Origin of the sequence: uncultured Lacinutrix sp., assembly GCF_947500325.1 — a bacterium.
Classification (GTDB): Bacteria; Bacteroidota; Bacteroidia; order Flavobacteriales; family Flavobacteriaceae; genus Lacinutrix.
The window spans coordinates 277,702-294,714 of the sequence record NZ_CANMRQ010000002.1; the positions used below are offsets into that span (position 1 = coordinate 277,702).

Sequence of the window (17,013 nt, forward strand, 5' to 3'; positions counted from 1 at the left end):
TATAATATTAATCTGTTGATGCCATTAAAGCAAAAAACTTATCAATATTAGGGAGGAGAATTATTCTTGTACGTCTATTTCTTGAGCGTCCTTCTTTGGTTTCATTTTCTGTTAATGGTTGGTAACTACTTCTTCCAGATGCAATTAGTTTCTCTGGAGACACACCAAAGTCTTTTTGTAATTTACGTATTACAGAAGTGGCTCTTAATACACTTAAGTCCCAATTATCTGAAACTCTAGCGTTACTAATAGTTCTAGAATCTGTATGACCTTCTACCATGACATCAATACTAGGTTCAGAATTAATAACATCTGCTAGTTTTTGTAAAATACCATTTGCTTTAGAACTTAAACGGTAGCTTCCGCTTCTAAATAACATTTTATCAGAAATTGAAATCATTACTACTGTATCATCAATATCTACTGCAATGTCTTCATCTTCATTTAAAGTACTAGTATCGATAACTCTATTAAGACTGTATTCTACAGCTATGTTCATAGAGTCTTTTAGGGTTTTTGCTTGACTTACCTTATATGGATCAGCCTTTGCTAATGTTTCACGCATTTGGAGTTTTGTAATGTTTGATGCAATTGTACCATCGGCAGATATAGACATTTTAGAATCATTTTCTAATTTTAAGCCATCATTGTCTTCAACTAAAGAGTTTATTTTAGTATTATAATCTTCAACTCTAGCTTCAATTTTTGCAAATTTAGCCTCTAAATCTTCTTTCTCAACCTTGGTTTTTGTTAGCTCATTAACCACTTCACCTTTTTCTTGTTCTAAGGCTAAGTATTTCTTTTTAGAAACGCAACTTGCTAAAATAATACAAGATATAAATGCGATTGCTGTTTTTTTAATAATCATAGATTAGGTTTTAAATATTTCTATTAGTTACGTATTAGAGAAGATTATGGATTTTTTTAATAGCCTTATTTTTTTAAAACATATTAACAAACAGAATTAAATTTAAAGGTCTTCAATAGTTTAATTATATTCATACCTTAAAATTATAATTAGAAATTTATAATGAATAATACTCTTAAAGAAGTTGCTTTAGTATTTTTTAAATTAGGTTGTTTTGCTTTTGGAGGCCCAGCGGCTCATATTGCTATGATGGAAGATGAAATTGTAGTAAAGCGTAAATGGATGACACGAGATTATTTTTTAGATCTTATTGGGACTACCAATTTAATTCCTGGTCCAAACTCAACCGAAATGACAATGCATTGTGGTTATGAGCGTGCAGGAAAAGTTGGGCTCTTTGTAGCTGGAATTACATTTGTACTTCCCGCAACTGTTATTACAGCAATTCTAGCTTATTTGTATGTTGAATATGGAGCATTACCTCAAGTAGAACCATTTGTTTTTGGAATTAAACCTGCAGTATTAGCAATTATAGCTTCAGCAGTACTAAAGCTTGGTAAAAAAGCTATAAAAACAACCGAATTAGCTATTTTAGGAATTATAGTTTTAGTAGTAAGCTTATTAGGTGTAAATGAAATTATTGCCTTATTGAGCGCAGGCGTTTTAGGCATGTTATATTTCTATATTAAAGAAAAATCGATTAAGGGAATAAATAGTATTTCTCCTTTGTTTTTTTCTTCTGGTTTAGGATTTACATTAACTAAACTATCTACATTAAAAGTGTTTTTGGTGTTTTTAAAAGTAGGCGCTATTTTATATGGTAGCGGTTATGTTCTGTTTGCTTATTTAGATGCTGAGTTAGTAACCAGAGGTTGGTTAACCAGAGCCGAATTAATAGATGCAATAGCTGTTGGGCAATTTACTCCTGGACCAGTATTATCTACTTCAACGTTTATAGGCTATCAACTCTCAGGATTTTATGGTGCTTTGGCAGCAACTGCAGGGATATTTTTGCCTTCTTTTTTGTTTGTTTTAATTCTTAATCCATTTATCCCCAAAATGAGAAATTCTAAAATACTACGGTATTTTTTAGATGCAGTTAATGTAGCAGCAGTTGCAGTTATGCTTGCTGTTTTAATTATAATGAGTAAAGAAACCTTGTTAGAATGGAAAGCAATTGTTATAGCATTAGGTTCTGCTTTTTTAGTATTTAAAAGTAAAATAAGCCCAATTTGGATTATTATAATCGGTTCTATATTAGGTTATATTTTAATGAGATTCTTATAACCTGAGTTCGATATAAATTATTTACACAGAAGCCTTATAAATAGTAAGATTTGTACTAAAAAGACACAGGTTAATCCTTTAATTCAAGGCTTTTTAGGATAAAGATTGCTGTTTAGAAGGCTTTCTGTAGATTCATTTTGTCTTTCCTTAGACGTCGTTATGACTTTTCGAGCTATAAATAGCCCTTCAAAGTCAAGCCTAGTCTAAGAAAATCAAAATAAACTGTGTGTGTAAGTTATATCGAACTCAGGTTTATAGTTTTAAAAAGAAAAAGCCTCCGTATTATGGAGGCTTTTCTTTTTATATAAACGTATGGTTTATTATTCAGTCTCTGTTATAGTCGCTGGTTCTACAGAACTATCGTGAGCACTATGGTACTCTTCTAATAAGTTCATTGTAGCAGATAATAAATCTTTAGTTTCTAATAATAAGCCAAAGTATAATGTTGTGTTTTTTGGACTAGACTCTTCTGTTCTTGTACGTGCTACTTGCTTTACAATTTTTGAAGTTACAATGTCAAACACTTCTTTTTTACGATTTAGAATGTCTCCAATTTGTTCAAAAGAACGAGAATCAAAAGCATTTTTAATATTTGTAAATAACGCTTCTAATGCATCATCGACTTCTTTTAACTCTTTAACTTGGCTAAATTTAAGCTTCTTATGATTATTGTTAATGTGTTTATGACTAGCTCTAGAAATATATTCTAAAGATTGTGTCATGTCTTGTAAGTAACCTAAAATATTAATGTAGAAGTTACTAGCATCAACACTAGATTCATCTAAATTTTTAATAAAATAAAAGATATTATCTCTTAAATTATCTACTTCTTCAGATAACTTTGTAACCTGTTTTTTGTTCTTTTTAAGTGATGCTAAATCTTGTTTGGCAAGACCTTTAACAGCATTCGTGTAAATTCTATTTCCGCGTTTTACAACACTAGCAATATTTTTAGCACTTTCATGTATAACACCTTGTACAGAACTACTTTCTTCAGAAGTTGTTAAACTGTCTTCATCTATAGTTTTGTTAGAAGATTTTTTATGAGATAAATAGTTTCTTACTAATAATGTTCCTGTTATTAATAGTAAAATAGGAGTCATTACTTCAGGATTCCATTTAATTAAGAACACTACTAAACCAGCAGCAATAAAAGCTCCTAATGCAGTACCAAACCATCCGCCAATTACATTTAATACACCAGCAACTCTATAAACAGCACTTTCTCTACCCCAAGCACGATCTGCAAACGATGTACCCATAGCAACCATAAATGTTACATATGTAGTAGATAAAGGTAATTTCATAGAGGTAGCAATCGCAATTAAAACACCGGCAACCATTAAGTTAACAGAAGCTCTAATCATATCGAAAGCTGGAGCATCTATACTTTGATCCTTAGTTAAAGCTAGAGCGTCAGGTTTTTCAAAACTTCTTCCTATACTTTCTTGAGCAGACTTTGGTATAATAGAACTAATAGCATTGGATAACCAAGACGATCCTTTTACAATACTTCTTGATAACATATTAGGTTCAAATTTCTCATGAGTATCACCTTGACGCGATAAGCTTAATTCTGTTTCAGCTACTGTTTTCGCTTTCTTAGAAAACCATAGTGTTAATACCATAATGCCACCAGCTATAAATAATAATAATGGTTCTGCAGGTACTTTTTTATCTAAAACAGACATTAGCATTGTTGTATCCATTCCGCCAGCTATCCATGCTTCGTAAGAGTGATACGCAGCCATTGGTACACCAATAAAATTTACTAAGTCATTACCTGAAAAGGCTAATGCTAAACCAAATGTACCAACTGCAATTACTACTAGTAGTATTGTTTTTTTTGTGATGGCTTGAAAAGCATAAGAAACGCCTAGCCATAATGCAAAACTTCCTAGAATAATAAATATCTCATTACCTTCAACAAGCCCTTTTAAATCTTTATAATAAGGTGTTCCTTTTAATCCTTTTAAGAAAATAAAATAAGTAATAGCTGTTAAACAAACGGCACCAAATATAGTTCCGAAGTTTTTAACTTTATTTTCGATTTGAAATGTAAATATTAAGCGAGAAATCCATTGTACTAATGCACCAACAGAAAAGGCTATGAATACAGACATGACAATACCACTTATAATAGTGATTGCTTTTTCTGTATTAATAAATTTACTTATATCTGATAAAGTATGTACACTATCTGGAGCATTAATCTTAATTAATGACATGATTACAGCTGCTCCTAATAAATTAAATACAATAGAAACTGTTGTAGAGGTTGGTAAACCTAAGGTGTTAAAGAAATCCAGTAATAGAATATCTGTAATCATTACTGCCATAAAAATGTACATGATTTCGTTAAAACTAAACATCGCAGGTACAAAAATACTTTTACGAGCTACTTCCATCATACCGCTAGAAAAAACGGCTCCAATAAAAATACCTAAACTTGCAACTATCATAATAGTTCGCATAGAAATAGCTTTAGAACCTATTGCAGAGTTTAAGAAATTAATTGCGTCATTACTAACACCAACTACAATATCAGCTACGGCTAAGACTGTAATGGCAATTAACATAAATAAATAAATATTATCCATAATTTTTAATTAAAATAAGTTTGCAAATATCATTAGTGTTATTGAGTGTAATGTTATCTCAATGTTATTTTTATCTCAATTTTAGAAATGAATATCAAATCCTATTCTAAAAGTAATATTATCATCTTTACTATCTACAGTTGTGTAGCTTAAATCTGCTTGTACTTTTAATTTGTGACCTACAAGGTATTTAGAACCGCCTAATGTATATTGTTCTTGTGGTAAACTTCCAGTTACAGTATCATAATCTACAGTTGTAAAACGTCCTGCAATTTCATAGTTACTTTTAAATAGGTAACCTGCTTGTAAGTTAAGTGCATCTCCAGTTAATACTACATCTCCAGTTGGTGTACCATCTACATCTATAGCAACAGCATCTTTAGCACTACGTGTAGCATATTCTCCCATAAAAGAAAACCCTTGATACTTAAACATAGCATCTACAAACACAGTTGTAACATCTGTTTCATATAAAGAATCATCACTTCTAAACATATAATCACCAGCAAAACCACGTTCTCTTACCGATCCTTGATTAAAGTTGTATGTTGCACCTACCATTAATTTTGGCGCATCTTCACGTTTTAAATCTGCTTGGCTATAATCCCCTTTAGATTTAAAAGTTCCAAATGGTAAAAATTCTAAACGACCAGTATATTGTAAACCACCTTCATTTCCTTCTGTTACATTACGTCCTTCACCTTGAGAAATAGAAAGTTTTTCACGCATTACAAAATCACCACCTAATTTAGATTTGTGACGTAATTGAATACCTAAATCACGGTCAATATTAAAACGGCTGTTTAATAAAGAACGATCTATTAATTGTAGATTTCCTGAAGATACTACACGCTCTACATTTCCAGGCAATTTTGTTTGTCCAGCCCAAAGTTCCCAATTTTTAGCAAAATTCCATTTTATAACGGCGTCTAGAATAATACGAGGTGTATTTCTGTTAAATTCATTAGCTCCAGAAACATCTCTATTAGATAAACCTAGCTCAATTTTATATTTTAATTTAGGGGTATATGCAAAACCATCAAACTTTAAACGTGCTCTACGAACTATAAAGTTGTGTTCTGGGCTTGTGTATTGATTGCCATCATGATCCCAAGAAGACATAGAACGCACTTGAAAACGTGGTGCAAATTTTATACTAAAAGAACTGTCTTTAGCAGTAAAGTTAATTAACCCTTTACCAAATTTAGTATCACTGATTTCCTGTGCATTTGTTGAGATGTATGCACATAATAATAATGCTGTAAGCGTAATTTTAAGTTTCATTATAATTATTAGTTTTTTGTCGCTGCAAAGAACTGGTTTTAATGTTAACTCAATGTTTCCAAATGATTAATTTTGAGTGATTTTTCAAATAAAAAAAGACTGCCTTGGCCAAAGCAGTCTCATTAGAAATCATAATAATGTAGTCGACAAAAACTAATAGATTATAATGAATAACTAATTGTTTTGTCTTAAGACATTACAAAGATTAATAATGAAGTTAAACTAAAAGTAAAGCTAATATTAAGTATTTATTAAGCTTTTTTTATGCTGAAATTGAATTTTAGTTTATTGATTTGTAGTGAATTGCATATTCAATGTTAATTTAATGTTATGTAATAGTTGCTTTAATGTTATGTAATCTTTATCTTTGGATTATAATGTTAAAACCCATAATTATGAAGAAATCAATTTTATTTTCAATTGCCTTTTTAATTGCTGTGGTAACTTTTGCACAAGAAAAGCGAAATTTAAAAGTTAACAAAGACACTAATTTAATTGAAGTTGTTTATTATCATGACAATGGAGTTGTAAGCCAAACAGGTGCTTACACTACAGATGGTAAGCTACAAGGCGAGTGGCTTAGTTACGACACAGAAGGCAAGAAACAAGTTTCTGCAAATTATGATAATGGTAAAAAAGTCGGCAAGTGGTTTTTCTGGAAAGATACCACTCTTAAAGAAGTAGATTATAACAATAATGTTATTGCCAGTGTAAGCGAATGGGAAGTAAAGACTCCTGTCGCAGATAGTAATTAAATTATTGTAATTAAACAAAATAAAAAAGCATCCTCATTGAGGATGCTTTTTTATTTAAAAGGCTTTTCCTTATTAGTTTACAGTCCAACTTGCACTCCAAGTTGCATAGTCAGTTCCTGTACCATTACCATCTCCAGAAATAAAATCTGCTTCAGTAAATGTATTACCTGTATCGTTTTTCATTTTTTCAATCACATCTGTAAAAGTTACATCTGTTACTTGTAAATCATTACTTAATACACCAGCTCCAGTAGGAGCGTCTCCTTGGTTACCATCCAAATCAAAACCTTCAGCAAATCCTTGAATAGATACATTATTAAAAATGCCTTGTGTTCCTGCTCTTAGTCTAATAGCTTCATTACCAGTTGTAGATCCGTTACCTTCTATAGTTAAATTGTTTACAGTTGGTTTAGACCAGAACATTGGATTAGAATTGTTTCCTATATCAGTATTATAGCCATCAGCCTCGATACCTTTATCATGATTTGCTCCATGCTTTACATAAGCATTAGTAATTGTTCCTGTATAACCTTCTGTCCAATCTATAGAATCATCTTGAGCATTTACAACAGAAACATAATCTACATTTACTGTGCCTCCAAAAAATTCAATACCGTCATCTTTACCTTCAAAAGCTTGAATGTATTCTACTAAAGTACCATTACCAACACCGTAGAAAGAAAGACCATTGTTTTCAGATTGTCCATCTGCTGAACCTCCAGAATATTCAATTCTCATATATCTTATGCTACCAGAATCGTCATTAGCATCTGTACCACCATAAGGTAAACTTGCAATTTCTGATGTTGAAGTTGCAGAACCAGCCACAGAGTTTATAGGCGCTTTTCCTAAGATTATTAATCCACCCCAATCACCTGCTTCAGGATTAGAAGCATTAGATGTTAATACAATTGGGTTTGCAGCTGTTCCCATGGCGTTAATTTTAGCGCCTTGAGCAATTGCAATATATACATCGCTTCCTTGAGCTAATGCATTAATTGTAGTTCCAGCAGGAATAGTTAATGTAGTTCCAGCAGACATAATTAAAGAACCGTTTAAAGTGTAATCTGTACCAGATTCTAGAGTTAAATCACTAGTGTAAGTTCCAGATATTGTTGTTCCAGTAGAAGTAGTACCACCATTGTTTACATTTAATACGACATCTGCAGTATCGTCTGTAGAGCAAGCTGAAAAAAGCATGGCTAAGATTGCTAAGCCTAATAAAAAATTACGTTTCATAGTGTTGTTTTTTAGTTTAATAATGTTGTGTTGTTTTTGATTGTTTTAAAATTTATATTTTAATTGTAGTCCTAAGTCTATTCCTCTTTTGTATTCTGAAAGTGTTACATCTCCAAACGATGTATTTTCTCTAACACGTTCTATACTCGGGTCGAGTAAATTTTTAGCACTAAAATTAATTTCGAAATCTTTGCCAATTTTGTTCTTTAAAACAAAATCAACAGTAGGTATTCCTTTTTCAATAATATTTCCTAATTGCCCAGAACCTAAAGCAGAAATACGATCTGAGAAATATGAGAATACTAAGTTTGCCGTTGGTTTATATTTTTCCCCAAATGTTGGTGTATAACTTAAATCTGCATTAATAATTAAAGGAGATGCACCTTGTAATTTATCTGTTCTATTTAAAGTTGAAGAATATAAACCTGTAGAACTCTTTAAGTCTTGTTCTGTATGCATATAAGTTGCATTAAAGCCTGCAGATAATTTAGGTTTTTCATCTTCGTTTACTAATAATGTTTTTCTAGCTTCTAATTCAATACCTAAAATAGTTGCTTTGTCACCAGTTCTAAAATAACGTTGCGTTCCTGTAGCATCATTTGCAATAACTAAGTTTATTGGGTCATTAATTTGTTTTCCAAAAGCAGCTATAGAGACTATTTCAGAACGGCTTACAAACCATTCGTATTTAAAGTCAATATTATAAATTGATGAGAATGATGGGTTGTTTAATAAATCTGGATTACCTCCAATACGTTGTGTTACACCTTCATAAACAAAAGGAGCCATTTCCTTAAACTCTGGAGTAGAAACTGTTTTACTAGCAGAAAAACGAAGGTTTTGATCATCGTTTAAAGCATATTTAATACTTAAACTTGGTAAAAAGAATACATTTTCTGTTTCTCTAAATCCTGGTTCATTAGCTGGTAAATTAATTACATCATATTCTATACGTTGTTTAAAAGATTCTATTCTAGCGCCTGGTACGACCAACCATTTGTCTCCAAACTTTAACTCTGCATTTGCATAACCTGCATAGACATCTAATTTACCAGAATAGGTGTTTTCTGGAGCGCCAGGTGCATTTGTGTTTCCGTATTCGTCAACAGCAGCATTAATTACTTTAATATTGTATAAACCGCTTCCATCAAGAGGTAGACTATTTAAATTAATGTTGTTAACATTAAAATAGCTATTTAAATTAGAAACGTCAGATATAGTATATTGATCATCAACATCAAATCCGTAACGAATATTTTCAAAATCACGTGTTTTTGATCTTCCGTTAAAACCAAAATTTAATTTTGTGTTTTCTTTTAATTCATATGTAAAATTTAAACGACTGTTTAGTTCTTCATCTTCAATATCTTGGAAATAACGTTGGTTGTCAAAATTTACATTGTTAAAGAAACTTGGATTTGTTGTAGGGTCATTATCTAAAGCTAATTGGTAGTTTTCAATGCTGAAACGTTTTCTGTCTGGTTCATGAGAGTTAACTCTATTATAACCAATAGCCCAATCTGCTTTTAATTTATCAAATTTATGACTACCTATTAATTGGTTTACATAAATTAAATCTTGATTAAATTGTATGTTTTGTTGGTAGAATCCTATTTGATCATTTACTAAAGATTGCGAATCTCTATTAAACCCATTTCCTCCAATACCATAATACCCAACTTGATCTGAAGAGCTATTAATAAATAATGAATTAAACTGTACTTTACTATTACTATCAATCTTATAATTAGCATTTAACATTGCTGTAGTAGTAGTAGAATATTCAAACTCTTCAGTCTCAGGGAATATTTTTTTAAATACAGAAGTAAAGTCTGTTTGCTTACCTTTTCTATATTCATAATCATTTTCAAAAGAAGCAGTAGCAAATAAACTTAAACGTGAATCGTTTTCAAAATCAAAAGATTTTCCAGCCGAAGCACCATAACCAACATTTATAGGAGAATTAACATTTACAGGATCTACACCATGAGATACAATAACAGCAAATGGATTATGATCATATCTTCCGTAATAACCAAAATAGCCAGTGCCTTCACTTCTTACAAAATTTTGACCAGCAGCTCTAGAATTAATTCCTGTACTTGCAGTAAAATCAAAAAAGCCTTTTCCTTTGTAATTTTTAGATGAGATATCTACATTGCCAGCAGCAAAATCGCCATAGAAACGTGAAGAATAGGCTTTGCTAATAGAGACGTTTTCAATAACATCTGATGCAAAAAGATTTAAATCAATATTTTTCTTGTTTACATCATTAGATGGCAGTGACAAACCGTTTAAGGTAGTATTTAAATAACGATCGCCTAAACCACGAACATAAACATTACTTGATCCTTCTTGTTTAGAGACTCCAGATATTTTTGCTACAGCACCGGCAGCATCGCTAACACCTTTACGAGATAATTCGTCCGCTCCAATACTTTGTTTGATTTCTACAGCTTTTTTCTGGTCTAATAATAATGCGGTTTCACTTTCACGTTTAGTAGTTGTTTGTATTACTACTTCGTCTAAAGTTGCAGTACTTGCAGCTAAAATGGCATTGATTTCTTTATTATCACCAGCTATAATTTCAAAAGCAATTTCCTGTGTTTTATAACCTATAAAACTAATCTCAAGAGTGTAACTTCCCGGTTCTATATTGTTTATAGTATATAATCCATCAAAATCTGTAGTGGCACCTTGAGTAGTACCTTTTATAAGAACATTACATTGTGGTAATGGCTCATTATTGAATTCTTTATCAGACACTTTTCCATAAATAGAACCACTGTTTTGGCTAAAAGAGAATAGTGTTGAGAGTAGAGTTAGAGTAAATAAAAATTGTTTCATTTTTTAGGTTTAATTTCTGGTGCAAAGAAACTGTTGGGTTGTAAAGTCAAGGTTAACTAGAGGTTAAAGATTCTTGAATAAAAGGTTAGTTTAATGTTACTAAAATTGATATTATTTTCTAATTTGTAAACATTAATTTAACATTGGATTTGTATATCTTGCAGGCACATAATGTTATACTATGAATTGGGAACAACTACTATCTCTTAAGCGCTTTGGCGATACTAATAAAAGGTTACGAAAAGAACAGGATGAAACACGTTTGGGTTTCGAAGTGGATTATGATCGTATTATTTTTTCTTCAGAATTTAGAAGTCTACAAGATAAAACGCAAGTGATTCCATTATCTCAAACAGATTTTGTTCATACACGTTTAACACATAGTCTAGAAGTTAGTGTTGTTGGGCGTTCTTTAGGTCGTAGAGTAGGACAAAAAGTATTAGAGAAGCACCCACAATTACAAAATATTCATGGGTACCAAGCTAATGATTTTGGAGCTATAGTAGCTGCAGCTGCATTAGCTCATGATATAGGAAATCCTCCTTTTGGACATTCTGGAGAAAAAGCAATTGGAGAGTTTTTTATCTCTGGAAATGGACAGCAGTATAAAACACAATTAGCTAATAAAGAATATCAAGATTTATGCGATTTTGAAGGTAATGCTAATGGGTTTAAAATTGTAACGCAAAGTAGAGATGGTCGTGAAGGTGGATTAAGATTGAGTTATGCTACATTAGGTGCGTTTACAAAATATCCAAAAGAATCGTTGCCTAAAAAGCCAACACAGCATATTGCAGATAAAAAATATGGTTTTTTTCAAAGTGAAAAGCAAGCTTTTACTGCAGTAGCAGAAACATTAGGGATGAAAGAAAGAAGTAACGATGCTATAAGTTACTCACGACACCCTTTAGCTTTTTTAGTAGAAGCTGCAGATGATATATGTTATACTATTATTGATTTTGAAGACGGTATTAATTTAGGATTAATACAAGAAGAGTTTGCTTTAGAGTATCTTATTAATCTAGTTAGGGATAGAATAAATACTAATAAATATCACGACTTAAAAAATACGCAAGACCGTGTAAGTTATTTGCGTGCTTTGGCTATTGGTACTTTAATTGATGAAGCAGTATCTATTTTTATGACTAATGAAGAAGCTATTTTAAATGGAGATTTTGACTGTGCCTTACTTGATAAAAGTAAATACGAAGCACAGATAAATGATATTATAAAATTAAGTGTTGAAAAAATCTATCGATCAAAAGAGGTTGTTGATAAAGAGATAGCTGGTTATGGTGTTATTAGCACTTTATTAAACGCTTATACTAATGCAGCGAATAATAATTATAATAACGTGGCTTCAAATTATGATAAGCTTATTCTAAAAGGGTTACCAAATACTATAAAAACAAACCAAGACAGTTTGTATGAGCGTTTATTAAGTGTATGTCATTATGTTTCGTTGCTATCAGATAGTCAAGCTATTTTGATTTATAAAAAGATAAAAGGATTTAGTTTTTAATTTAATTTATCGAGAATAAATTCTGAAAGTTTTTTAGCATCCAATTCAATCGATTGTTGCAGCTGGTCTATTGTGCCATGTTCAATAAAAACATCAGGAATACCTTTTAAATAGATGTCGTTTTTGTAATTGTTTTCTGCTGCAAATTCTAAAACAGCAGAACCAAATCCACCTTTTACTGAAGCGTCTTCAACGGTAACAATGATTGAATAAGTTTTAAAAATAGTATGCAAAACTTTTTCATCTAGAGGTTTTACAAAACGCATGTCATAGTGAGCAATAGCTGCTGGTTTATTAGCTAATTCAATAGCTTTTGTTACATTTTTTGCAATACTTCCTATAGATAATATAGCAAGGGTATTTCCATTACTAAGTTGTTTAGCTTTTCCAATATCTATTTTAGAAAACGGTTGTTCCCAATCAATAATAACACCACGACCTCGTGGATAACGTATAGCTATTGGCTGTTCTAGACCTAGTTGAGCTGTATACATAATGTTGCGTAATTCTATTTCATTCCGTGGAGCAAAAACAATTAAATTAGGAATACTTCTTAAATAACTAATATCAAAAACGCCATGATGTGTTGCTCCATCTTCTCCAACTAAACCGGCACGATCTAAACAAAAGATAACGGGTAAGTTTTGTATAGCTACATCATGTATAACTTGATCGTATGCACGCTGTAAAAAAGTAGAATAGATATTACAAAATGGAATTAATCCTTGAGTTGCCATTCCGGCGGCAAGTGTTACAGCATGCTGTTCTGCAATACCGACATCAAATGCACGATCTGGAATTTGTTCCATCATGAATTTAAGAGAGCTTCCTGTGGGCATGGCAGGAGTAATACCTACAATATTTTTATTTTGTTTGGCTAATTCAACGATAGTGTGTCCAAAAACATCTTGATACTTTGGAGGTTGAATACTCTTTGGTTTTATATATAAATCTCCAGTTTTAGCATCAAATTTTCCAGGAGCATGATAAGTTACTTGGTTTTCTTCTGCTTGTCGCAGCCCTTTGCCTTTGGTAGTAATAACATGTAAAAATTTAGGGCCTTTTATATTTTTTAAACGTTCAAATTCTAAGATGAGAGCATTTAAATCATGACCATCTATTGGACCAGAATACTCAAAATTTAAGGCTTCAAATATATTATCTTGTTTTTGAGTGCCTTTTTTTACATTAGTTAAATACTGTTTTAAGGCACCAACACTTGGGTCTATTCCTATAGCATTATCATTTAGAATAATGAGTAAATTGCAATTGGTTACACCAGCATGATTGAGGCCTTCAAAAGCCATCCCGCTAGCAATAGAGGCATCACCAATAACTGCAATATGTTGTTTGTTAATGTCTCCTTTTAATTGAGATGCTATAGCCATGCCTAAAGCCGCAGAGATTGAAGTAGAAGAGTGGCCAACACCAAAACTATCAAATAGACTTTCGCTACGTTTTGGAAAACCGCTTATTCCATTAAATTCTCTATTGGTGTTAAAACGCTCTTTTCTCCCTGTTAATATTTTATGGCCATATGCTTGATGTCCAACATCCCAGATTAATTCATCTTTAGGAGTATTAAAAACATAATGTAAGGCAATAGTCAATTCTATAACACCTAGACTGGCTCCTAAATGCCCTGCTTTTGCAGCAACGGCATCAATAATAAATGTTCTTAAATCTTCTGCTAATAATATGAGAGTCTCTTTTTTTAGAAGTCTTAAAGATTCTATTGACTGTAAAGAATTAAGTGTGTTTTTAGTCATAAATAGAAAATAGAGTGCAAAATTATCAAATTTCCTTTAGTATATATGTTAAAAAGCTAATAAAAGTAAAGCAATATTATAATATGTTAGACATGGAAGCTATATTTGCATTTCATTATATAATACCCTACATAATCTAAATTTTATATAAAATGAAAAAAAAATACTTTTTAAAGATTTTTATTTTGGCTCTTTTATTTGCACCTAAAGGTGTAGATGCCCAAAATAGTTTAGCGGATAATCAATATGGATCAATAATTCAGAATTGGTTAGATGCTAAAAAAGGTAATTTTAATTTAACAGATAATGATGTGTTAGATTTACAAGTAAGCGATGCTTATTTTTCAAATAAAACTAATATTAATCATGTCTATGTAAATCAAGCTTACCAAGGTGTTAAGATTTATAATGCTATTTCTAGTGTTGCTATAAGGGATAACTCTGTATTTCATTATGCAAACGCATTTGTTTCAAATATAAATTCAAAAATTAATACTACAAGCACAAGTATAAATCCTCAAGAAGCTATTAGTTCAGTAGTTTCTCATTACAACTTAGGGAATTTAAGTAATATAGAAACAATAAGCTCTAATGGGAATAGTTATTTGTTTTCTAATGGAGGAGTATCTAAAGAAGATATTCCTGTAAGTTTGGTTTATCAAGTAGTAGAAGATGGAACTTTAAAACTAGCTTGGGATTTAAGTATTCGTACTTTAAATGGCTCAAACTGGTATAGTGTTAGAGTAGATGCTGTTTCTGGAGAAGTATTGAATACTATTGATTGGATAGTCTCATGTAATTTTGGAGACGCTAATCATACTAATCATGAGTCTCATTTAGATGGAGGAACTCATGGAGTAAACTTATTTAAAGAAAATAGGTCTATTATGCCTGGTGGTACACAATACAATGTGTTGGCTCTACCTGCTGAAAGTCCAAATCATGGACCATTTCAATTATTAGCAGATCCTTCTAATGCAGTAGCTTCACCTTTTGGATGGCATGATACTAATGGAGTAGCAGGAGCAGAATTTACTATTACTAGAGGAAATAATGTATGGGCTCAAGAAGATGCTGATGGAAATGATGGAACAGGAATTTCAGCTGAAGGAGGATCTACATTAAATTTCAACTTTCCTTTTAATGAAAATCAAGAACCTATAGGGTATCGTGATGCATCTTTAACAAACTTATTTTACATGAATAATATCATGCATGATATATGGTATCAGTATGGTTTTGATGAGGCTAGTGGGAATTTTCAACAAAATAATTATGGCAATGGAGGAGCAGGAGGAGATTTTGTTTTTGCCGATGGACAAGATGGTAGTGGTTTAAATAATGCCACATTTGGAACTCCACCAGATGGAGGTAATCCAGGAATGACAATGTTTTTGTGGGCAGCTACAGGACCTCCAGGACAACCACTAACTATTAATAATTCTACTGTAGCAGGAGATTATACTGGGACAAAAGCAACATTTGGAACACCTTTAACAACTACAGTAACTGCAGATTTAGCTTTACTAACGGATGATAATTCTGGCGTAAGTACAGATGCAAATGATGCTTGTGATACAGTAACCAATGGACCTGCTTTAATGGGGAAAATTGTAGTTTTAAATAGAGGAGAATGTGAATTTGGTTTTAAAGTTTTGAGTGCTGAAAACCAGGGAGCAGTTGGTGTAATAGTGGTTAATAATAGTCTTGCTGATATTATCCCTATGGGAGGTGGAGCTGTAGGAGCTCAAGTAACTATTCCTTCTATAATGATTAGTCTATTAGATGGTCAAAATATAATAAACGCATTAAATAATGGAGAAACTATAAATGCTTCATTAGTACCAGCAGCGCCATACCAAAAAGATGGAAGTTTAGATAATGGAATTGTTGCTCATGAATATGGACATGGTATTTCTACTCGTTTGGCTGGAGGTCCAGGTAATTCTGGTTGTTTAGGAAATGCTGAGCAAATGGGTGAAGGATGGTCAGATTGGTTTGGTTTAATGATAACAATGACAGCTTCAGATGTTGGAGACGCTGCAAGAGGTATTGGAACTTTCGCTACAGGACAACCTATCACTGGTGGTGGAATTAGACCATTTCCTTATAGTACAGATACTACTGTTAATCCATTAACTTATGCGAATACTAACGATGCTAATATTTCTCAACCTCATGGTATAGGAACTGTATGGTCAACAATGTTATGGGATTTAACATGGAAGTATATCGAAAAATATGGATTTAATGCAGATTTATATAACGGTACAGGAGGTAATAATAAAATAATGCAACTTGTTTTAGATGGATTGAAATTACAACCATGTGGTGCAGGTTTTGTTGATGGTAGAGACGCTTTATTAGCAGCAGATATTGCATTGACAAATGGAGAAGACCAATGTATGATTTGGGAAGTATTTGCAGCAAGAGGTGTTGGTGTTAATGCGAGTCAAGGAACTGCAGCTTCTAGATCTGATCAAGTTGAAGACTTTACAATGCTTCCTGCTACAGATGCTTCATTGCAAAACTGTACAGCATTAAGTGTAGATGAATTTGCTTTAAATAGTCAATATTCAATATACCCTAATCCTGCAAATGACATTTTAAATATTAAAGTGAAGAAAAACTTTGGAGAAGTTACTATGTCGTTAACAGATATCAATGGAAGAAGTGTATTATCTAAAACAGTTAATCTTTCAGATGAAACTCAACTTAATATTGGAGCTTTACAGTCAGGAATGTACATTCTTACTATAAAAGGTGAAGGAATTAATACAAATGATAAGATTCTTAAGAATTAGAACCTATTTTATATAAATTATTAAAAAGGCAGCTAAAT

General features: G+C 31.8%; 10 protein-coding genes. 4 read left to right on the top strand and 6 right to left on the bottom strand.

What is annotated here, in order from left to right:
• Window positions 1–7 precede the first annotated feature (7 nt).
• Window positions 8–862, bottom strand: a complete 855-nt coding sequence (locus Q0997_RS04100; RefSeq protein ID WP_299885513.1) for an OmpA family protein — start codon at window positions 860–862, stop codon at window positions 8–10.
• A gap of 168 nt (window positions 863–1,030) precedes the next feature.
• On the opposite strand from Q0997_RS04100, the gene chrA reads away from it, so the two are divergent.
• Window positions 1,031–2,155 carry a chromate efflux transporter gene (chrA, locus tag Q0997_RS04105; protein WP_299884899.1) on the top strand — a complete coding sequence of 375 codons (1,125 nt, stop codon included), beginning with the start codon at window positions 1,031–1,033 and terminating at the stop codon, window positions 2,153–2,155.
• 320 nt (window positions 2,156–2,475) lie between these two features.
• Here the strand turns inward: chrA and Q0997_RS04110 are convergent, their stop codons facing one another.
• A complete protein-coding gene (locus Q0997_RS04110) occupies window positions 2,476–4,755 on the bottom strand; it encodes an inorganic phosphate transporter (protein ID WP_299884902.1) in 2,280 nt (759 codons plus the stop codon).
• A gap of 81 nt (window positions 4,756–4,836) precedes the next feature.
• A complete protein-coding gene (locus tag Q0997_RS04115; protein WP_299884905.1) occupies window positions 4,837–6,039 on the bottom strand; it encodes a porin in 1,203 nt (400 codons plus the stop codon).
• Between the two features lie 395 nt (window positions 6,040–6,434).
• Here Q0997_RS04115 and Q0997_RS04120 point away from each other — a divergent pair, with 395 nt between their 5' ends.
• Window positions 6,435–6,794, top strand: a complete 360-nt coding sequence (locus Q0997_RS04120) for a nicotinic acid mononucleotide adenyltransferase (RefSeq protein WP_299884908.1) — start codon at window positions 6,435–6,437, stop codon at window positions 6,792–6,794.
• 72 nt (window positions 6,795–6,866) lie between these two features.
• On the opposite strand, the gene Q0997_RS04125 is transcribed toward Q0997_RS04120, so the two are convergent.
• Window positions 6,867–8,033: a multidrug transporter gene (locus Q0997_RS04125; RefSeq protein WP_299884911.1), complete on the bottom strand. Its 1,167-nt coding sequence runs from the start codon at window positions 8,031–8,033 to the stop codon at window positions 6,867–6,869.
• A 45-nt stretch (window positions 8,034–8,078) separates the two neighbouring features.
• The gene (locus tag Q0997_RS04130) at window positions 8,079–10,880 is read right to left on the bottom strand and encodes a TonB-dependent receptor (protein WP_299884914.1); all 2,802 of its coding nucleotides are present in this window, start codon (window positions 10,878–10,880) and stop codon (window positions 8,079–8,081) included.
• A 181-nt stretch (window positions 10,881–11,061) separates the two neighbouring features.
• On the opposite strand from Q0997_RS04130, the gene Q0997_RS04135 reads away from it, so the two are divergent.
• Window positions 11,062–12,402, top strand: a complete 1,341-nt coding sequence (locus Q0997_RS04135) for a deoxyguanosinetriphosphate triphosphohydrolase (RefSeq protein WP_299884917.1) — start codon at window positions 11,062–11,064, stop codon at window positions 12,400–12,402.
• Here the strand turns inward: Q0997_RS04135 and dxs are convergent.
• A complete protein-coding gene (gene dxs / locus Q0997_RS04140; RefSeq protein ID WP_299884920.1) occupies window positions 12,399–14,171 on the bottom strand; it encodes a 1-deoxy-D-xylulose-5-phosphate synthase in 1,773 nt (590 codons plus the stop codon). The two genes, Q0997_RS04135 and dxs, sit on opposite strands and share 4 nt — an antisense overlap.
• 152 nt (window positions 14,172–14,323) lie before the next feature.
• Here dxs and Q0997_RS04145 point away from each other — a divergent pair, with 152 nt between their 5' ends.
• A complete protein-coding gene (locus Q0997_RS04145; protein ID WP_299884924.1) occupies window positions 14,324–16,975 on the top strand; it encodes a T9SS-dependent M36 family metallopeptidase in 2,652 nt (883 codons plus the stop codon).
• The last annotated feature ends 38 nt before the right edge of the window (window positions 16,976–17,013 follow it).